The sequence below is a fragment of the Methylorubrum suomiense genome, assembly GCF_022179765.1.
Classification (GTDB): domain Bacteria; phylum Pseudomonadota; class Alphaproteobacteria; order Rhizobiales; family Beijerinckiaceae; genus Methylobacterium; species Methylobacterium suomiense.
The window spans coordinates 261,308-280,313 of sequence record NZ_BPRE01000005.1; the positions used below are offsets into that span (position 1 = coordinate 261,308).

Sequence of the window (19,006 nt, forward strand, 5' to 3'; positions counted from 1 at the left end):
CGGCCCGCTCCACTATCTGTGAGTGTTGTCGATCCCTCGACGCAACCCAAACATATCCTCGCCGGCCGCCGTTTCGCGCGGAACCGGAATGCTCAAGCTTCGTTGGCTTCCTGTCCGGGAACGGTCGCCGTGCGGCGCCGTCAGGCCCGGCTGACAGGGATAGAGGAAACGCCGACATGATCCGTCTCGCCGCCGCCGCAGGGCTGATGCTCTGCCTTCTGCCGCTTGCCGGCGAGGCTCAGGCCCAGGGCGTTCCGGGCGGCATGCAGCGTGGCGCGGCCGAGGGCAATCGGGTCGCCGGGCCGGTCGGCGCCGTGGTGGGCGGCGCGGTCGGCGGCGCCGTCGGTGGCGTCAACGGTGTCCTCGGGATCGATCCGGGCCGGCGCGCTTACCGCACCCGTATGCGCTCGCACCGCGAGTACCGTCACCGCCGTCATCGCCACTGAGACGACGAAGCGGAGGGGCGGCAGATCAGAGCTGCCGTCGCTCCGCGCGCCGCCGCTTGCTGCGGCGGATCAGGCTATCCTCGGCGATGAGAACGAGGCCCGATCCGACGATGATCAGCGCGCCGAGAAGCGTCCACGCCCCCGGCACATCGCCGAACACGCCGTAGCCGAGCAGCACCGACCACAGGATCTGCGTGTAGATCAGCGGCGCGAGCAGGCTCGCGGGCGCCCGCGCATGCGCCAGCACCAGCAGCCAATGTCCGGCGGTGCCGAACAGGCCCACCGCCACGAGCATCCCCCAAACCTGGGGTGAGGCCGGCGCCGTCCAGATCCAGGGCAGGAGCGGCGCCATCAGCGCGAGCCCGGCGAGCCCGGTATAGAAGATCGTGGTGGCACTCGAATCATAGGCCGCGAGCTTGCGCGTCACGAGCACGTAGAGCGCGTAGCAGAGCATGTTGCCGAGGCTGAACAGCATCGCGGGCTTGGCCGCGAGGGTATCGGGCCGCACGATCACCAACACGCCGACGAAGCCCGCCGCGACCGCCGCGAGGCGCAGGCGCGAGGACCATTCCCCCAACAGCGGGCCTGCGAGCAGGGCCACGGCGAGCGGCGCGGCGAACTGGATCGAGACCGTCTCGGCCAGTTGCAGCGAGCGGAGCGCCAGGAAATTGCACGCGGTGGAGCCGAACAGGAGCAGCGAGCGCACCACCTGCAACGGCAGGCGGCGGGAATGCGCCACCCCGGGCCGCGTGATTGGGTTGAGGAAGGCGGTAACCAGCGCGACGTTGACGGCGTAGCGCATGAAGGTGGTGAGCAGCGGATCGACGCCCGCCCCCGCCAACCACTTGCCGGTGGCGTCGAGGCTCGCGAACAGGATCGGCGCCACGCACATCAGGGCGATGCCCACGAGCCGGCGCGGATCGCGCATGTCAGCTCGCCCGTTCTCCGAGCCCGGTTCCGCGCCCACGATCTCGGTGTCTCCCTGCGGCTCAGCCGGGCCGTCCTAGAGCATCGGCCCGAAAGGTGAGTACCCGCTTTCCGACAATGCCGATGCGTCAGAAAGGCCGCGCAGACCGTTTCCGGCCCGGACGCAATCGTCGTCGGCCCATGCGTGGCGACAGGGTGGGCGACGGAACAGTTTCCGCCGAACGGCCGTTCTCCGCCCCATCGAAGCTGAGGAGACGAAGCTCATGAGCAAGCTTGCCGTGATCCTGGCCGGCGCCAGCGCCGCCGCCCTGCTGGCCGGCCCGGCCCAGGCCTATGATTGGGGCGGGGGCACCTGCGTCGGCTACGGCTGCGTCCGTGCTCTCGACGACGGCTATCGCCCCGTGCGGCAGTACCGCCGCGTCGAGGAGATCGAGGGGCGTCCGGTGCGGGTCATCGAGCGTCGCTCGGTCCGCCGGGTCTACGAGATCGACGAGGACGACGACGAGGATTGATCCGCTCTACGGGGTCGTCGCCACGGCGTCGGCGGCGGCGGGGCCGAGCAGGGCTTCGGCCTCGTCGTCGTCCGGCTCTCCGTCCGCGTCCATCTCATGATCGGCCTCGTGACCGGTCACGCCCGCGGCCTCGGCCAGGCTGCGGGCGACTCGGCGTAGAAGCTTGCGCAGGCGCCGCCGCTCCTTGTTGTCGAAGCCTTCCAGCAATTCGGCCTCGACCTCGTCCCAGATCCGCTCGATCGCGGCCGCCTTGGCGAGGCCCGTCTCCGTCAGGCGCACCCGCACGATGCGTCCGTCACCGGCCTCGGCCCGACGCTCGACGAAACCGAGGGCGGCCAAGCGCGAGATCGTCTTGGAGGCGGTCGGCGGCCGCACCCGCAGGGTCGCAGCGAGATCGCCCATCGTCATGCTGCCGGCGGCAGCGAGCGCCTGCACCACCTGCTCCTGCCCGGCGAAGAGGTCGAGGGCGGCAAGCCGGTCGCCGACGCGGGATCGATGCAGCCGCGCCGCCTGGACGAGCGCCCAGCCGACGCTCTTGGCCGCGGGCGGGCGCAGCCGCTTGACCGTGGCCTTGTCGGGATTCTTGCCCTGATCCGATTTCGAACTCTTCTCCGAGTTCTTGCCGGACGCGGCAAAAGCCTCGTTTGCCGTCGCGGACATGGTCTGGTTTCCTTCGGACGCGGCGCGAGCCGGGAGACCGCCCCGAAGCGGCGGCCCGCGCGGCAGCATCTGAAGCCTTGCGATGAAGCTTCGATGACAGAACGCCCGTTCGGGCGGGCTTGCTTCACAAGTTCCGACGGAGGATGCACGGCGCCGGCGGTGGAACGCCCGGCGTCGGACGGGCTCGCGGTCGAGGATATCGGATGCGGCTCATACGGATTCGCCAGGGGCATTGCCCCGGGTACCGGTTCCGAAATTATGCCCCCGATGCGCGCGGCGGAGCCCGGTGATGCAGGGTCGCGGAGCGCTCGGCCTGTCGCCCCTGCGCGACCTTCGCGCCCTATCGGCGGGCGATTGGATCGCGACCGGACCCGATCCGGCGCTGGCTCTGGGCCCCGCTGCGGCGGTGGCCGCTCTGTCGGGGCGAACGGTCCGGATCCGCTGCCGCCCTGAAGGCGCGTCGCCCGTGCTCGTCGTCGAGGCCGAGGGGATGGAAGCGCGCCGCTACCGGTTGACCCCGCACGCGGCTGAGCCCGGCACCGACGATCTGATCCGCCTCCCGGCCGCCACCCGCGCCTTGCAGATCGAGCCGGGCAGCGAGCGGTTCCGGCTCGATGCGGTTGCCGTGGAGCCCGTCGGCCGGGCGGCGGCCGGATTGTTCCGAGCCCGGAAGATCGTCGAACGCTTGCCGGCCCAGGAGCGCAGGCCCCTGCGTCTGCTGCGTCGGGCCCTCGGCCTGCTCCGAACCGTACCGCCCGGCGAGATCCTCCGCCGCCTCACCCGCGCCGCCGCGACCGCTGCCCCGCCCGCGCTCTATGCCGACTGGATCGCCGCGGTGGAGGTCCCGTCGCTTCCCTCGGCGGAGACGATGCGAAGGCTCGTCGAGGCGCTGCCCGACCGCCCGACCTTCTCGGTGCTGATGGCGGCCGGAGCGGGCGATGAGGCGCGCGTCGGGGCCAGCCTCGCCGGCCTGCAGGCGCAGATCTATCCCGATTGGGAATTGTGCCTCGCGACGCAGGCCCCCTTCCCGTCGGTCGACGAGCCGCGGTTGCGGCCCTGCATCCCCGACGGCCCCGGCGAGGCCGCCGCGCTTCAGGCGTGCCTGGCGGCGGCGCGTGGGACCCATATCGCCGTGCTGGAGCCGGGCGCCGTGCTGGCGCCCCCCGCGCTGCTGGCCTTCGCCCGCCGGCTCACCGCCGAGCCCGATCTCGACGGCCTCTACGCCGACGAGGATCGGCTCGGCCCCGACGGTGCCCGCACCGATCCGTATTTCAAGCCGGATTGGTCGCCCGAGACGCTGGAGGCCGGCTTCTATCTCGGCCGCCCCACCTTCTATCGGACTGACAGAGTGCGGGCGGTGGGCGGTTTCCGCCCCGAATGCGCGGGCGCCCTCGATTACGATCTCGCCCTACGCCTCGCCGAGGACGGTGCCCGCATCGGCCATATCGCACAGGTGCTCTGCCACCGCCCCGCGGGTGCGGCTCTCGACGACGCGGCGGCCCTCAGGGCGCTGGAGGCGCGGGTGGCCCGCACCGGCGGGACGGGCGAAGCGCGCCGCCTCGCCGAGGGAAGCTACGCCCTGCGCCGGGCGCTGCCGGAGCGCCCGCTGGTCTCGATCGTGATCCCGACAGCGGGGCGCGACAGCCTGATCGGCCAAAACCGCGTCAATCTCCTGGACAATTGCCTCGCCTCGATCCGAACGCGGACCCGCTACGACGCGATCGAGATCGTCGTCGTCGAGCACGGCGTCCTGCCCGAGCCGGCGAAGGCCGCGATGACCCGGCACGGAGCCCGCGGCGTCGTCTATGCCGATCCGGCCTTCCACTTCGCCGCCAAGATGAATCTCGGAGCCCGCACGGCGTCCGGCGAGGTGCTGGTCTTCCTGAACGACGACATCGAGGTCATCACGCCGGACTGGATCGAGGCGATGCTGGCACTGCTCGCCATCCCCGGCGTCGGGGTGGTCGGCCCGAAACTCGTGTTCGAGGACGGCAGCCTCCAGCATGTCGGGGTCGTCTTCGGCGAGGGCTTTCCCAACCATGTCCGCCGGGGCTTCCCCGGCGACGATGCCGGCGATCACGGGTCGAGCCTCGCCAACCGCAACTACCTCGCGGTGACGGGCGCCTGCATGATGGTGCGGCGGGCCGATTTCGAGGCGGTCCAGGGCTTCGACGAAACCTATCCGGTCAATTACAACGACATCGACCTGTGCCTGCGCCTGCGCGAGCGATCCCTGCGGGTCGTCTACTGCGCCGAGGCCCGCCTGCATCATTACGAGAGCCGCAATCGCATTCCCGTGGTCGATCCGTCGGAGCAGGCCCGCTTCCGCCGCCGCTGGGGCGCCCAGGTCGCCCGAGACCCGTATTATCCCGCCGTCTTCGGCGTCCGTCCACCGGCCTTCCGGCTCGATGCCGAGCGGTTTCCGCAAGCCGCGCGAGGCATGGTAGAGGCGTGGCGATGACCGCGACGATGCAACAGACCGGAGGCGCCCTGTGAAGGCCGTCATCCTCGCGGGCGGACTCGGCACGCGGCTCTCGGAAGAGACCGTGGTGCGACCCAAGCCGATGCTGGAAATCGGCGGTCGGCCGATCCTCTGGCACATTATGCAGATCTTCGCCGCCCATGGGGTGACCGAGTTCGTGATCTGCCTCGGCTACAAGGGCTACGTCATCAAGGAATTCTTCCTCAATTACCGCCTGCACCTGAGCGATGTGACGCTCAACCTCGGCAGCGGCGACGTGCGCTTCCACCGCTCGGCCGCCGAGAACTGGCAGGTGTCGCTGATCGAGACCGGCGACGCCACCATGACCGGCGGGCGTCTGAGGCGAGTGCGCGACTATCTCGGCGACGACGATTTCTTCATGACCTACGGCGACGGCGTCGCCGATATCGACCTCACCGCGCTCCACGCCTTCCACCGCGCCCATGGCCGGCTCGCCACCCTGACGGCGGTCGTGCCGCCGGGCCGCTTCGGCGCCCTCGACCTCGCGGGCGACGCGGTCCGCGCCTTCCGCGAGAAGCCTGCGGGCGACGGTGCCACCATCAATGGCGGCTTCTTCGTGCTGTCGCCGAAGGTGCTCGATTACATCGAGGACGACGCCACCATCTGGGAGAACGCGCCGCTGGAACGCCTCGCCCGCGAGGGACAGCTCCACGCCTACCAGCATACCGGCTTCTGGCAGGCGATGGACACGCTGCGCGACAAGAAGCATCTCGAAGAGCTGTGGGCGCGGGGCGACGCACCGTGGAAGGTGTGGTGATGGGGAGCCTGAATCCCGATCCCGCCTTCTGGGCCGGACGCAGCGTGCTGCTCACCGGCCATACCGGATTCAAGGGCGCTTGGCTCTCTCTCTGGTTGGAACGGCTCGGCGCCCGCGTCACCGGCTTCGGCCTGCCGGCCCTGACCCGGCCGAACCTGTTCGACCGGATCGGCTTTCCCCCGGAGGCCTCGCGCATCGGCGACATCCGCGATCCTCAGGCGCTCGGGGCGGCCTTCGCGATGGCGCAGCCGAGCATCGTGATCCACATGGCCGCCCGGGCGCTCGTGCGCCCCTCCTACCTCGATCCGGTCGGGACTTTCGCGGTCAACACCATGGGCACGGCCCATGTGCTGGAGGCGGTGCGCGCCGCCCGCGACGTGCGCGCGGTCGTGGTGGTGACGAGCGACAAGGCCTATGAGAACCGCGAATGGCCCTACGCCTATCGCGAGACCGAGGCGATGGGCGGCCACGATCCCTACAGCGCCTCGAAGGGCTGCGCCGAACTCGTCACCGCCGCCTACCGCGCCTCGTTCTTCGGCGGAGAGCGTCACCCTGCCCGGATCGCCAGCGCGCGGGCTGGCAACGTCATCGGCGGGGGCGACTGGTCGCAGGACCGGCTCGTCCCCGACATGGTGCGCGCCTTCGAGGTCGGTGAGTCGGTCGAGATCCGCGCACCGCACGCGATTCGACCCTGGCAGCACGTGCTGGAGCCGCTCGCGGGCTACCTGCGGCTGGCGGAATGCCTCGCGGGCGCGGACGGAGCCGCCTTCGCGGAGGGCTGGAATTTCGGACCGGCGGACGAGGATTGCCGTCCGGTCTCCTACCTCGTCGAGCGGCTGAGCCGGGGCTGGGGCCGGACGAGTGGCAAGCCGGCCGAGTGGCACCTCTCGGGAGGGTCCCACCCGCACGAGGCGACCTATCTCAAGGTCGATGCCTCGAAGGCCCGTGCCCGCCTCGGCTGGGACCGACGCCTGAACCTCGATACGGCGCTGGATTGGACCGCCGCGTGGTACCGCGAGGCGGTCTCCGGGGCCGATCCGCGCGCCCTCACCGAGGCGCAGATCGCCCGCTACGAGGCCCTCGACGCGCCCGGAGCGAAACCGTGACGCGCCCGACCTGCCGCGCCTGCGGTGCCGCCCTGACCCGCACCTTCTGCGATCTCGGCCTGTCGCCGCTCGCCAATGCCTACGTCACGCCGGAGCATCGGCAACGGGGCGAGACGTTCCATCCCCTCCATGCCTATGTCTGCGAGGCCTGCTGGCTGGTGCAGCTCGAAGCCTTCGAGAGCCCCGAGGCGATCTTTTCCGATTACGCCTATTTCTCGGGCTTCTCCGCCGGCTGGCTTCGGCACGCCGAGCGCTACGTCGCGGCGATGTCCGAGCGGTTCGGCCTCGGGGCCGACAGCCGCGTCGTCGAGGTCGCGAGCAACGACGGCTATCTGCTGCAATATTTCGTCGCCCGCGGCGTGCCCGTGCTCGGCGTCGAGCCCGCCGCCAACGTCGCCCGCGCCGCCCGCGCGCGCGGCGTGCCGACCGAGGTGGCCTTCTTCGGCCGCGAGACCGCCCATCGCCTCGCGCAAGCCGGCCATCGGGCCGACCTCACGGCCGCCAACAACGTGCTCGCCCACGTTCCCGACATCCACGATTTCGTGGCGGGCTTTTCGGAGATTCTGAAGCCCGAAGGCGTTGCGACCTTCGAGTTCCCGCATCTCCTGCGGATGATCGAGAGCCGGCAGTTCGACACGATCTACCACGAGCATTTTTCGTATCTCTCGCTCGGGGTCGTGGCCGGCATCCTCGCCCGCCACGGCCTGCGGGTGTTCGATGTCGAGGAATGGCCGACCCATGGCGGGTCGCTGCGCGTCTTCGCCTGCCGCGAGGCCGCCACCCATGAAACGGGCGCGGCGGTCGCCCGCGTGCTGGAGGCGGAGCGGGCGGGTGGCCTGTTCGACCCGTCCGGCTACGCCGCGTTCGGCGGCGCCGTCGCCGACATCAAATGCGCGGCGCTCCGCTTCCTGATCGAGGAGCGGGCGGCCGGCCGAACGGTCTGCGCCTACGGCGCGGCGGCCAAGGGCAACACCTTCCTCAACTATTGCGGGATCGGCCCCGAACTGATCCGCGCGGTCGCCGACCGCTCGCCGCACAAGCAGGGCACGTGGCTTCCCGGCAGCCGCATTCCCGTGGTCGCGCCGGACGCGCTTCTGGCGATGCGCCCCGATACGGTGCTGATCCTGCCCTGGAACCTCGAGGACGAGATCGCGGACGAGATGGCGGCGATCCGCGAATGGGGCGGACGCTTCGCGGTGGCGATTCCGGAACTGACGGTGTTCTGAGGATGGCGCTCATCCATCCCCTCGATCCCCCCTTCCCCCTCATCCTGAGGTGCCGGAGCGCAGCGGAGGCCTCGAAGGAGGGCGCCAGCGATCGCGCGCGAACGGGAGCCCTCCTTCGAGGCCGCTTCGTGGCACCTCAGGATGAGGGGGTGGGGGGGATCGGCCTTCGCCGCGGGCGGTTCGCATGATCTTCGAGCCCCTCGAACTCCCCGGTCTCTACCGGATCAGCCCGGAGCCGCATGCCGACGCGCGCGGCCTGTTCGCCCGCACCTTCTGCGAGGACGAGTTTTCCGCGCACGGCCTCACGGCCCGGTTCGCCCAGTCGAGCGTGTCGTTCAACGCGAAGCGCGGGACCCTGCGCGGGCTGCACTTCGCGCGAGACCCGCACGCCGAGACCAAGCTCGTGCGCTGCACCGCCGGCGCGATCCACGACGTGGCGGTCGATCTGCGGCCCGGCTCACCGACCTATCTGCGGGCGCTCGCCGTGACGCTCTCGGCGGAGAACCGGCACGCGCTCTACATCCCGGCGGGCTTCGCCCACGGCTTCCAGGCGCTGCAGGACGCCACGGAGGTCCTCTACATGATCGATCGGCCCTTCATGGCCGGCGCCGCCGACGGCCTGCGCTGGGACGACCCCGCCCTCGACCTGACCTGGCCCGCGCCGGTGACGGTGATCTCCGAGCGCGATCGCACCTATCCCGACTGGACCGGCCGGTGAGGCGCGTCCTCGTCACGGGCGGGGCCGGCTTCGTCGGACGGCCCGCGGTGGCGGCGCTGATCGCCCGCGGCTTCGAAGTCCACGCCGTCGGCCGTCGCCCGGCCGAGGGTGCCCACGCGGTCCACGCCGCCGACCTGCTCGACGCGTCCGCCCGCCGCGCCGCCGTGCGGGCCGCCGGCGCGAGCCATCTCCTGCATCTCGCCTGGGTGACCGAGCCGGGCCGCTACTGGCAGGCTCCCGAAAATCTCGACTGGACGGCGGCGAGCCTCGACCTCGTGCGCGCCTTTCGCGAGGCAGGGGGCACACGCGCCGTCGTGGCGGGGACCTGCGCGGAATATGATTGGACGGCGGCGTCTCCGCTCTCCGGCGGCGCGGGCCGCGCCATCGACGGCCGCTTCGGCGAATCGGCTCCATGCCGCCCGGCCACGCTCTACGGCGCCGCCAAGGATGGCCTGCGCCGCGTCGTCTCGGCTTACGCCGCGAGCGCCGGATTGTCGCTGGCCTGGGGGCGGCTGTTCTATCTCTACGGCCCCGGCGAGGCGCCCGGCCGCCTCGTCGGCGATGCGGCCCGCGCCCTGCTGGCCGGCCGGCGCTTCGCCACCAGCGAAGGCTGCCAGCGCCGCGATTTCCTGTCCGTGACGGAGGCGGGGGAGGCCTTCGCGGCCCTGCTGGACTCCGAGGTCGAAGGCCCGGTCAATATCGGATCCGGCGGCGCCGTGCCGGTGCGCGCGATCCTGGAGACCCTCGGCCGGCTGACCGGCCGCGGCGACCTGATCGATTTCGGTGCGCGCCCCCTCCCCCCGACGGAGCCGGCCTGCATCGAGGCCGAGATCGGACGCTTGATCAGCGAAGTCGGTTTTCGCCCCCGTCTGACCCTGGACGAGGGCCTGCGCGCCGCCCTCGCGCAGCCATGACCGGACGCGGCGGGGCCTTCCCGGGGCAAGGCCCGAGACCCATGTGCCGACGATGAATGCGGTGCTGAGCCTGTGGGCGGCCTATTGGGCGGCGATCTTCGCGCAGGTCGCCCACCTGCGCAGCCAAGAGGACGGCGTCGGCGCCGTGACCTTCGCCCGCATCGCCGGCCTGCTGCTCGCGGCGGCGCTCGGCTTCTTCCTCAGCGCGCATGCCGGCTGACGCGCAACGAAAAGGCCACGGAATGCTCTGAGCGTCCCGTGGCCTCAATGGCTCCGGCTCTGAAAGAGGATCAGGCCGAGAGGGCGTCCTTGGCGCGCTCGGCGCGCTTGCGGTCGTTCGGGTCGAGCACGGCCTTGCGCAGGCGGATCGACTTCGGCGTGACCTCCATCAGCTCGTCGTCCTGAATCCAGGCGAGCGACTTCTCGAGCGTCATCCGGATCGGCGGCGTCAGGCGCACGGCCTCGTCCTTCGAGGTGGTGCGGATGTTGGTGAGCTTCTTGCCCTTGAGCACGTTCACCTCGAGATCGTTCTCGCGGTTGTGCTCGCCGACGATCATGCCCTGATACACCTTGGCGCCGGGCTCGATCATCATCGGCCCGCGATCCTCGAGGTTCCACATGGCGTAGGCCACCGCCTCGCCCTTGTCGTTCGAGATCAGCACGCCGTTGCGGCGGCCGGCGATCTCGCCCTTGTAGGGCTCGTAGGCCTTGAACAGCCGGTTCATGATCGCGGTGCCGCGGGTGTCCGTCATCAGCTCGCCCTGATAGCCGATGAGGCCACGGGTCGGGGCATGGAACACGAGCCGGAGACGATTGCCGCCGGACGGCCGCATCTCGATCATGTCGGCCTTGCGCTCCGACATCTTCTGGACGACGACGCCCGAATATTCCTCGTCGACGTCGACCACGACCTCCTCGACCGGCTCAAGGATCTCGCCGTTCTCGCCCTTCTCCAGGACGACGCGCGGCCGGGAGACGGCGATCTCGAAGCCCTCGCGGCGCATGGTCTCGATCAGGATCGAGAGCTGCAGCTCGCCGCGGCCCGAGACGTAGAACGAATCCTTGTCGGCGGCTTCCTCGATCTTGAGCGTGACGTTGCCCTCGGCCTCCTTGAACAGGCGGTCGCGGATCATGCGGCTCGTAACCTTGTCGCCCTCGGTGCCGGCGAGCGGCGAATCGTTGACGATGAAGGACATGGTGACGGTCGGCGGATCGATCGGCTGGGCCTGGATCGGCTCGTTGACGGCCGGATCGCAGAAGGTATCCGCCACGGTGCCCTTGAGGAGACCCGCGATGGAGACGATGTCGCCCGCCTCGCCCACGTCGATGGGCGCGCGCTCGAGACCGCGGAAGGCGAGAATCTTCGAAACGCGGCCGGTCTCCACGACCTTGCCGTCGCGCGAGAGCACCTTGATCGACTGGTTCGGCTTCACCGTACCCGACGCGATGCGGCCGGTGATGATGCGGCCGAGGAACGGGTTGGCCTCGAGCAGCGTGCCGAGCATGCGGAACGGACCCTCCTCGACCTTCGCCTGGGGCACATGCTCCAGCACGAGGTCGAACAGAGGAGCCAGACCCTCCGACTGGTCGCCGTCGGGCGAGGTGTTCATCCAGCCGGAGCGGCCCGAGCCGTAGAGGATCGGGAAGTCGAGCTGCTCGTCGGTGGCGTCGAGGGCCGCGAACAGGTCGAACACCTCGTTCACGACTTCGTTGATCCGCGCATCCGGGCGGTCGACCTTGTTGATGGCGACGATCGGGCGAAGGCCGATCTTGAGGGCCTTGCCGACCACGAACTTGGTCTGCGGCATCGGGCCCTCGGCGGCGTCGACGAGCACGATCACGCCGTCGACCATCGAGAGGATGCGCTCGACCTCACCGCCGAAATCGGCGTGGCCGGGGGTGTCGACGATGTTGACGCGGGTGTCCTTCCAGACGACCGAGGTCGCCTTGGCCAGGATGGTGATGCCGCGCTCCTTCTCGAGGTCGTTCGAGTCCATCGCCCGCTCCTCGACGCGCTGGTTCTCGCGGAAGGTGCCGGACTGCTGGAGCAGCTTGTCGACCAGCGTCGTCTTGCCGTGGTCGACGTGGGCGATGATGGCGATGTTGCGCAGCTTCATCGGGGTTCTCGAAGGGGGCGGACAAAACCCGGCCATAAGGCGGCGTGTCGCGGGCCGTGGTCGACGGTCGTGACGCCAAGATACGAATCGGGCGGTATCGCGTCGCAATATAAGCTGGGGACCGATCCGGCAAGGGCATGCCGCGCGGAGGGGGTCGGCGCCTCCGGCAAAGGCCGCGATCTGCTATGGGGGCGGCAGGCTGCAGGGGGAGTGTGATGCCGCGCTGGCGTTGGCTGATGGCGCAATGGACGCGACGCCTCTGGGTGCGGGCGACGCTGATCGGCTTGGCGGGCGTGCTCGCCGCGATGCTGGCGGCGGTGGTGGACGGCTACCTGCCCTGGCAGATGCCGGGCACGATCAGCACCGATGCCCTCGACAGCATCCTCACCGTCATCGCCTCCAGCATGCTGACGGTGACCACGTTCTCGCTCAGCATCACGGTCTCGGCCTACGGCTCGGCCACAAGCAACGTCACGCCGCGGGCCACCACGCTGCTCATCGAGGACGGGCTGACCCAGACCGTCCTCTCGACCTTCCTCGGCTCGTTCCTATTCGGCATCGTCGGCCTCGTCGTGTCGAAGACCGGAGCCTATGGCGAGCAGGGACGGGCCATCCTCTTCGCGGTGACGATCGCCGTCATCGCCCTGATCGTCGTCACGCTCCTGCGCTGGATCAACCACCTGACCCGTCTCGGCCGCGTCGGCGAGACGACCGATCGGGTCGAGGTCGCGGCCCGCCAGGCGATCGAGGCGCGGCTGCGGGAGCCCTATCTCGGCGGCCGGCGGCTGCCCGAGGGCGCGATCCCGCCCGATGCCGTCCCGGTGAGGCCGGGGACGATCGGCTATGTCCAGCATATCGACATGCCGGCCCTGTCGAAGCTGTGCGCGGCGCAGGCGGCGCAGCTCTACGTCGGAGCTCTGCCGGGCGCCTTCGTCTATCCGGATGCCCCGGTCGCCTGGATCGGTCGGGCGGGGGCGGAGACCGACCGCGGCGCCCTCACCGACCTCGCGCAGGAGGCCGCCCGGATGTTCGCGATCGGCAACGAGCGTTCGTTCGATCAGGATCCGCGCTTCGGCCTCGCGGTGCTGAGCGAGATCGGTTCCCGCGCCCTGTCACCCGCGACGAACGATCCCGGCACCGCCATCGACGTGATCGGGCGCTCGATCCGGTTGCTGAGCCAGTGGGCGCGGGAGAGTGCCGACCGGCCCGAAGAGGAGCCGACGCATCCCCAGATTCACGTCCCGCCGCTCACGGCGGCCGACCTCCTGGAGGACGCCTTCATGCTGATGGCCCGCGACGGGGCCGGGCTGATCGAGGTGCAGCTGCGCATCCAGAAGGGTCTCTCGGCCTTGAGCCGCGTCGGGGACGCCGCCTTCGCGGAAGCTGCGCGGCATCAGTCGCGCATGGCTCTCGACCGCGCGGAGGCCGCCCTCGCCCTCGAGGCCGACAAGGCGCGCCTCAGGGCCCTCGCACCGGCCTTCGGCGGCGACGCGTCGGCGATCCGGGCCGCCGAGCGCGCGGCCTGCATCCCGCACGGATAGCTGTTGAGGAAGGCTCGCCCCTGGGCGGATGGCGCCGCGATCTGCCATAAGCTGTTCGTCATGACCCGTCCGCTCCCGATCCTCCCGTGACCGCCCGTCCCCCGATCCGCTTCCGCGGCCGCTCGTTCCTGGCGATGGTCCTGGCCCCGGTGCCGCCGATCGACCAGTGGCTCGCCGAGCTCGATGCCCTGAAGCAGCGCGCGCCCGCCTTCTTCTCGGTCCGCGCGATCATCCTCGACGTGACCGGCCTGTCCTTCGACCGCTCCGACCTGCTCGACCTCTGCGCCGAGCTGAACAAGCGCTCGATCACCATCCTCGGCATCGAGGGAATCGGCCCGACCTCGCTGGGTCCGGGCTTCCCGCCACCGCTGGTGGGCGGCAAGCCGATCGACGATTTTTCCGCGCCGGAGCCCGGCGCCGAATGGCCCGCCGGCGCCGCGCCGGCTTCGCAAGGATCGTCACCCAGCCCCGCGCAGGGATCCACGCAGGGGCAGGCCGCCCCGGCCCCGCCCCGGCCCCGCTCCTTCGTCCTCGACCAGCCGGTGCGCTCGGGGCAGGTGATCCAGCATCTCGACGGCGACGTGACCGTGATGGGATCGGTCGCCTCCGGTGCCGAGGTGATCGCGGGGGGCTCGATTCATATCTACGGGGCCCTGCGCGGCCGGGCCATCGCCGGTGCCGTGGGCGATGCCAATGCGCGCATCCTCTGCCGGAAGTTCGAGCCGGAGCTGATCGCCATCGACGGCCTCTACAAGACCGCCGACGACCTCGGCGGGACCGGCCGCAGCCAGGCCGTCCAGGCCCGGCTCGACGGGGACACGATCGTGATCTCGAGCCTCGACTGAGGCGGTTCGGTCCGGCCGAGGGCCGATTCGCCCGCGCCCTGACGGTCTGGCCGACGCCCATGTCCAACGCTGTCCACAGCTATCCGCAGGCCCGCTCACGTTTCCGGCATCGGCGGAACGGTCGATTCACGAGATCGGGCGTCTCTCTGCGACAGCGGCTTCCCGGAAGCGTTGTCCCATGCACGTGCCTGCCCTGGCGATCCTCATCGCCCTCATCCCCCTTTCCGCCACCGCGGGCGATGCTTTCCGGGCGCACCTGACCAACTACGTCACGGCTCACACCGGCTGTGCCGGCAGCCGCACCCTGGTGGAACGGGAACTCGCAGGCTTCGAGCGCGGGCGCGCGGGCGACGCGCCGGCTTCGCTCACCCTGTTCGGCAAGCGCGCCGCGACGTGGACCGAGGAGGATATCCGCGACCTCCTTGCGGTGATCCGGACCTGCGAGGAAACTGGAGGCCGCCACTTCGCCGAGGATGGCGAGCCCCGTCTCGTGGAACGGCTGGACGACCTCGCCCGGTCCATGCGCCGGGCGGTTCTCCTGAGCACGCAGTCCGGCCAAGGACCGAGCCAAGCCCCGATTGCGCCCCCCCCAGGCCGCGACGATCCCCCGGAAGACGGTGATGGACGGAGCGCCGCGGCTCAGACCGGCCGTCGGAGCCAGCGACCCGCCTTCACACCGGCGGATACGTCTCGCGCGGCGACGGTGACCGGCGCAGTGGCCGATCACGGGCGAGGCACGCCGCCCCGCGCCAGCGCCTGGACACCGTCGGAGCCCCCTGCAGCGTCCGAGCCGCCCACCGAGTCGCGGGCCGCTCCGGAACCGGCACGGGGGACGACTCCGCGCGCCGTCTCCGCAGCCGGTTCCGCTGCGCGCCCTGCAGCACCGTCGATGGCGAGCGACACGGTCAGGTCGACCGGAGCGGCGTTCCAGAGCCTGGCCGGCCCAGGCGAGCGACAGCCCGAACCCTGCGCCGTGACGCGGGAGCGATTCGCGCGGATCCGCGCCGGCATGACGCCGATGGAGGTCGAAGCGGTGTTCGGATGTCGGGGGCGGCTCGAAAGCGCCACGGCGATCGAGGGCGTCGGCACCTTCGAGGTCTATGTCTGGTCGCCCCCGAATCAATCCGGCTCGGCGACGGTGACGTTCCAGGACCGCCGCCTCAAGGCGAAGGCCCTGCGCAGGAGTTGAGCGGGTCTCGACCCATCGCCGGTGCGTCTCTTCGATCACAGGATCACCGGATCCGGCGAACATAGGACGGCTTAACTTTTGTTCCGGTCCTGAGCTGGCCGGCAACGCTTTGGCGGTGCAGCGATCTTCCCGCGCGGGGGGCCGGTCGGCAAAAATGGCCGAGCCGGCAATTCTTGCCGCTTGAGAGGCAAAAATTAACCGCCCGGTAACCTTACCGACGATCAATGGGTGCGTCGGTAAGGAAACGTCAACGCCCGTGACCAGCCCCGCTCCACCTCATCCCGCACTGCCCCTGCGAGGCCGCGTGTTCCGCGCCGTCTCGCTGGCGCCGCAAGCTCCGGCCGCGGAATGGCTCGTCCTCCTGGACGGCGCCCTGAAGCGCTCGCCGACGCTGTTCGACGACAAGGCCGTGATCCTCGATCTCGCGGACCTGCAACCCTCGGCGACCGAGCTGGAGAGCCTGATCGCCGAACTGACCACCCGGCGCCTTCGCATCCTCGGCATCGAGGGCCTGGACGCCGCGCTGCCCTCGAACCTGCCGCCGCGCCTCGTCGGGGGTCGCCCGCACGGCGACACCCTGGAAGCCCCGGCGGGTCCGGAAGACAAGCCGGGCGTCTCCTCGCTCACCATCGAGGGCTCGGTGCGCTCGGGGCAGAGCATCGTCCACCCGGAGGGCGACGTGACCGTGATGGGATCGGTGTCCTCGGGCGCCGAGATCCTCGCGGGCGGCTCCATCCACGTCTACGGCGCCCTGCGCGGGCGGGCCATCGCGGGCGCCGCCCGCAACCCTCGCGCACGCATCTACTGCCGCAAGTTCGAGCCCGAGCTTCTCGGCATCGACCGCCTCGTCCGCACGGCCGAGGACATGGGCACTCACCTGCGCGGCCAAGCGGTCCAGATCTGGTCCGACGGCGGCGCGATCAAGATCGCAGCCTTGGGTTAAGGGGAAACGAGAATGGCCAAGGTCCTTTGTGTCACGTCCGGTAAGGGCGGCGTCGGCAAGACCACCACGACGGCAGCGCTCGGCGCGGCGCTGGCCCAGGCCGGCGAGAAGGTCTGCGTGGTCGATTTCGATGTCGGCCTGCGCAACCTCGATCTGATCATGGGCGCCGAGCGCCGCGTGGTCTACGACCTGATCAACGTCACCAACGGCGACGCCAAGCTGCCGCAGGCGCTGATCCGCGACAAGCGCCTGGAGAACCTCGCGCTGCTGCCGGCCTCGCAGACCCGCGACAAGGACGCGCTCACCGACGAGGGCGTCGAGCGGGTGATGGGCGAGCTGCGCGAGAAGTTCGACTGGATCGTCTGCGACAGCCCCGCCGGCATCGAGCGCGGCGCCCAGCTCGCCATGCGCCACGCCGACGTGGCCGTGGTGGTCACGAACCCGGAAGTCTCCTCGGTGCGTGACAGCGACCGGATCATCGGGCTGCTCGATTCCAAGACCGTGCGGGCCGAGCGCGGCGACTCGATCGAGAAGCACCTGATCCTGACCCGCTTCGACCCCGCCCGGGCCGATCGCGGCGACATGCTCAAGGTCGACGACGTGCTGGAGATCCTCTCGATCCCGCTGCTCGCCATCATCCCGGAGAGCCTCGAAGTCCTGCGCGCCTCGAATGTCGGCTGCCCGGTGACGCTCAACAACCCGCTCTGCGCGCCGGCCCGGGCCTATATCGACGCGGTGCGCCGCCTGAAGGGCGAGACCGTGCCGATGGCGATCCCGTCCGACCGCAAGTCCCTGATCAACAAGCTGTTCACCCGGAGGGCCGCATGAGTGTCCTGACCTTCCTCAAGCCACGGGGCTCCGGCTCCGTCGCCCGTGAGCGCCTGCAGCTCATCCTCGCGCACGAGCGCTCGGAGAGCAGCCGCCCCGACCTGGTGATCACGCTGCGCGAGGAGATCCTCGCGGTGATCGCCAAGCATATCGAGGTCGAGCGCGACAAGGTGCAGATCAAGCTGGAGCGCGGCGAAGGCGTGTCGACCCTGGGGGTCGACATCGAGTTCCCCGTCGAGACCCCGCCGGTCAAGAAGCGCGCCAGCGCCTGAGCGCGTATCCGGATCGATCATCCGGATACGCCACCCCTACCGCACGGTCAGCCGGAACGCCGGCGCATGGTCGGGCTGGGTCGTCACCACGGCGGCCGGCAGGACCGGACGCTCGTCCGCCCGGGCGATGCGGAAATGCCCGACGAGGCGGCTGAGCGCCAGCGTCGCCTCGGTCAGCGCGAAGGCCGCCCCGATGCAGATCCGCGGGCCTGCCCCGAACGGCATGTAGGCGAAGCGCGGCACCGGCTCGGCGCCGGGCAGGAAGCGGCCCGGATCGAACGCGTCGGGATCGCGCCAGAGCCGGCGGTGCCGGTGCAGCAGCCAGGGCGAGATCGTCACGCTGTCCCCGCGCGCGACCGGCTGGCCCGCGAGCACGTCCGGCCCCAGGGCCGAGCGGGCGATGATATAGGCGGGCGGGTAGAGCCGCAGGGTCTCGTCGATCACTGCGCGGGTGAACGGCTTCTCCGCTTCATCCGCCTCCGCGGCGACCGCCTCCTGCGCATCCGGATCGAGGGCGAGCAGGGTGCAGGCCCAGAGCAGGGTCAGCGCCGTGGTCTCGTGCCCGGCCAGGATCATGGTGGCGACCTGATCGCGCAAAGCCTCCGCGGTGAAACCGTCGCCGGTCTCCGGATCGCGGGCGGCGCGCAAGTGGTCGAGCAGGTCGCGGGGCCGGCCGGAGCGCGCCTCCGCCCGGTCGGCGATCACCGTGTCGAGGAAGGCGACCCAGTCGCGCCGGAACCGGGCCCGGGCCCGGTCGAGCGGCGTCGCGAAGCGCAGCGGAACGAGGGCATCGGTGAGGTGCGGACGCCCGAGACGCTCGGAATAGGCGGCGAGATAACCGCGCAGCCGCTCGCCATGGCGCGCCATGCCGACCGAGAACATCGTCCGCCCGGCGATCTCCAGGGCGAGATGCTGGAGCGCCGCGAAGAGATCGACCGGTCCCGCAGCGGCAGGCCCTTCGAGGGCGGCCAGCGCCTCGTCGGTCGCCGAGAGGATGTGCGGCACCAGCGTCTCCACCGCCCGCGGCGTGAAGGCGGGGCTCAGAGCCCGGCGCTGATGGCGCCACGCGCTCCCCTCGCTGATGAGCAATCCGTCGCCGAGCATCGGCCGCAGCACGCGGATCGAGATCGCCGTGCGGGCGTAGTTGCCGGTGTTCTCCACCAACACCCGTCGCACCGCCTCCGGATCGCTCACGGTGAGCCGCACCTTGCCGAGCAGGCGGCGGCGGCGCAGGGGCACCTCGTAGGCCGAGGCCGGCCAGCAGCCGATGCCGTTGGTGCGCATGGTGGCGATGAAGCGCAGGGTCGACAATTCCCGCTCCGGCGGCACCGGCACCGGCGGCACGGGACGGGAGCCGACCGGAACCGTCTGCAGATCGATGGTCATGGGTCTCGCTCAAGCGGGTGGCATCGGGCAGAACCCTCGGGCGCGACCGGATCACGGCCCGAGCCGCCGTGCCGTTGCCGCCGAGGGCCGGCAGATGCCGTTCGGGCCGATGCTCT

At 70.6% G+C, this 19,006-nt stretch carries 19 protein-coding genes; 15 read left to right on the forward strand and 4 right to left on the reverse strand.

The window, feature by feature from the left end:
• The first annotated feature begins 176 nt into the window (after positions 1-176).
• Positions 177-446 (forward strand): hypothetical protein, encoded by a 270-nt coding sequence (locus tag MFF26_RS10135; protein ID WP_137830131.1) that lies wholly within the window; start codon positions 177-179, stop codon positions 444-446.
• 25 nt (positions 447-471) lie between these two features.
• Here the strand turns inward: MFF26_RS10135 and MFF26_RS10140 are convergent, their stop codons facing one another.
• The gene (locus MFF26_RS10140) at positions 472-1,374 is read right to left on the reverse strand and encodes a DMT family transporter (RefSeq protein WP_137830132.1); all 903 of its coding nucleotides are present in this window, start codon (positions 1,372-1,374) and stop codon (positions 472-474) included.
• A gap of 262 nt (positions 1,375-1,636) precedes the next feature.
• Here MFF26_RS10140 and MFF26_RS10145 point away from each other — a divergent pair, with 262 nt between their 5' ends.
• Positions 1,637-1,885, forward strand: coding sequence for a hypothetical protein (locus MFF26_RS10145; RefSeq protein WP_137830133.1), 249 nt, complete (start codon positions 1,637-1,639; stop codon positions 1,883-1,885).
• Positions 1,886-1,891: 6 nt separating this feature from the next.
• On the opposite strand, the gene MFF26_RS10150 is transcribed toward MFF26_RS10145, so the two are convergent.
• A complete protein-coding gene (locus MFF26_RS10150) occupies positions 1,892-2,545 on the reverse strand; it encodes a MarR family winged helix-turn-helix transcriptional regulator (RefSeq protein WP_137830134.1) in 654 nt (217 codons plus the stop codon).
• 289 nt (positions 2,546-2,834) lie between these two features.
• Here MFF26_RS10150 and MFF26_RS10155 point away from each other — a divergent pair, with 289 nt between their 5' ends.
• The 7 genes from MFF26_RS10155 (at position 2,835) to MFF26_RS10185 (ending at position 9,989) form a co-directional block, all read left to right on the forward strand.
• Positions 2,835-5,006: a glycosyltransferase gene (locus tag MFF26_RS10155; RefSeq protein ID WP_137830135.1), complete on the forward strand. Its 2,172-nt coding sequence runs from the start codon at positions 2,835-2,837 to the stop codon at positions 5,004-5,006.
• 31 nt (positions 5,007-5,037) lie between these two features.
• Complete coding sequence (gene rfbF, locus MFF26_RS10160; RefSeq protein ID WP_137830136.1) at positions 5,038-5,805, forward strand: glucose-1-phosphate cytidylyltransferase; 768 nt, start codon at positions 5,038-5,040, stop codon at positions 5,803-5,805.
• Complete coding sequence (gene rfbG, locus MFF26_RS10165) at positions 5,805-6,911, forward strand: CDP-glucose 4,6-dehydratase (protein WP_137830137.1); 1,107 nt, start codon at positions 5,805-5,807, stop codon at positions 6,909-6,911. The genes rfbF and rfbG overlap by 1 nt, the downstream gene beginning before the upstream one ends.
• Positions 6,908-8,137 (forward strand): class I SAM-dependent methyltransferase, encoded by a 1,230-nt coding sequence (locus tag MFF26_RS10170; RefSeq protein WP_137830138.1) that lies wholly within the window; start codon positions 6,908-6,910, stop codon positions 8,135-8,137. The genes rfbG and MFF26_RS10170 overlap by 4 nt, the downstream gene beginning before the upstream one ends.
• 184 nt (positions 8,138-8,321) lie before the next feature.
• The gene (gene rfbC / locus MFF26_RS10175) at positions 8,322-8,855 is read left to right on the forward strand and encodes a dTDP-4-dehydrorhamnose 3,5-epimerase (protein WP_137830139.1); all 534 of its coding nucleotides are present in this window, start codon (positions 8,322-8,324) and stop codon (positions 8,853-8,855) included.
• Positions 8,852-9,769: an NAD-dependent epimerase/dehydratase family protein gene (locus MFF26_RS10180; protein ID WP_137830140.1), complete on the forward strand. Its 918-nt coding sequence runs from the start codon at positions 8,852-8,854 to the stop codon at positions 9,767-9,769. The genes rfbC and MFF26_RS10180 overlap by 4 nt, the downstream gene beginning before the upstream one ends.
• Before the next feature lie 43 nt (positions 9,770-9,812).
• Entirely contained in the window at positions 9,813-9,989 is a 177-nt protein-coding gene (locus tag MFF26_RS10185; RefSeq protein ID WP_171015491.1) for a hypothetical protein, read from the forward strand.
• A 70-nt stretch (positions 9,990-10,059) separates the two neighbouring features.
• Here the strand turns inward: MFF26_RS10185 and typA are convergent, their stop codons facing one another.
• A complete protein-coding gene (gene typA / locus MFF26_RS10190) occupies positions 10,060-11,886 on the reverse strand; it encodes a translational GTPase TypA (RefSeq protein WP_137830141.1) in 1,827 nt (608 codons plus the stop codon).
• Positions 11,887-12,101: 215 nt separating this feature from the next.
• Between typA and MFF26_RS10195 the strand changes: the two genes are divergently transcribed.
• From MFF26_RS10195 to minE, 6 genes are all read left to right on the forward strand, one after another.
• Positions 12,102-13,427, forward strand: coding sequence for a DUF2254 domain-containing protein (locus tag MFF26_RS10195; protein WP_171015492.1), 1,326 nt, complete (start codon positions 12,102-12,104; stop codon positions 13,425-13,427).
• Positions 13,428-13,513: 86 nt separating this feature from the next.
• Positions 13,514-14,272, forward strand: a complete 759-nt coding sequence (gene minC, locus MFF26_RS10200) for a septum site-determining protein MinC (protein WP_238307934.1) — start codon at positions 13,514-13,516, stop codon at positions 14,270-14,272.
• A gap of 178 nt (positions 14,273-14,450) precedes the next feature.
• Positions 14,451-15,461, forward strand: coding sequence for a hypothetical protein (locus MFF26_RS10205; protein WP_137831813.1), 1,011 nt, complete (start codon positions 14,451-14,453; stop codon positions 15,459-15,461).
• Between the two features lie 304 nt (positions 15,462-15,765).
• On the forward strand, positions 15,766-16,404 hold the full coding sequence (gene minC / locus MFF26_RS10210; protein ID WP_238307965.1) for a septum site-determining protein MinC: 639 nt from the start codon (positions 15,766-15,768) through the stop codon (positions 16,402-16,404).
• Between the two features lie 12 nt (positions 16,405-16,416).
• Positions 16,417-17,232, forward strand: a complete 816-nt coding sequence (gene minD, locus MFF26_RS10215) for a septum site-determining protein MinD (protein WP_137831811.1) — start codon at positions 16,417-16,419, stop codon at positions 17,230-17,232.
• Positions 17,229-17,504 carry a cell division topological specificity factor MinE gene (gene minE, locus MFF26_RS10220; RefSeq protein WP_137831810.1) on the forward strand — a complete coding sequence of 92 codons (276 nt, stop codon included), beginning with the start codon at positions 17,229-17,231 and terminating at the stop codon, positions 17,502-17,504. Before minD ends, minE begins: the two co-directional genes overlap by 4 nt.
• Positions 17,505-17,540: 36 nt before the next feature.
• Here minE and MFF26_RS10225 read toward each other — a convergent pair whose 3' ends face one another.
• Complete coding sequence (locus MFF26_RS10225) at positions 17,541-18,890, reverse strand: cytochrome P450 (protein WP_373324420.1); 1,350 nt, start codon at positions 18,888-18,890, stop codon at positions 17,541-17,543.
• Positions 18,891-19,006: the final 116 nt, after the last annotated feature.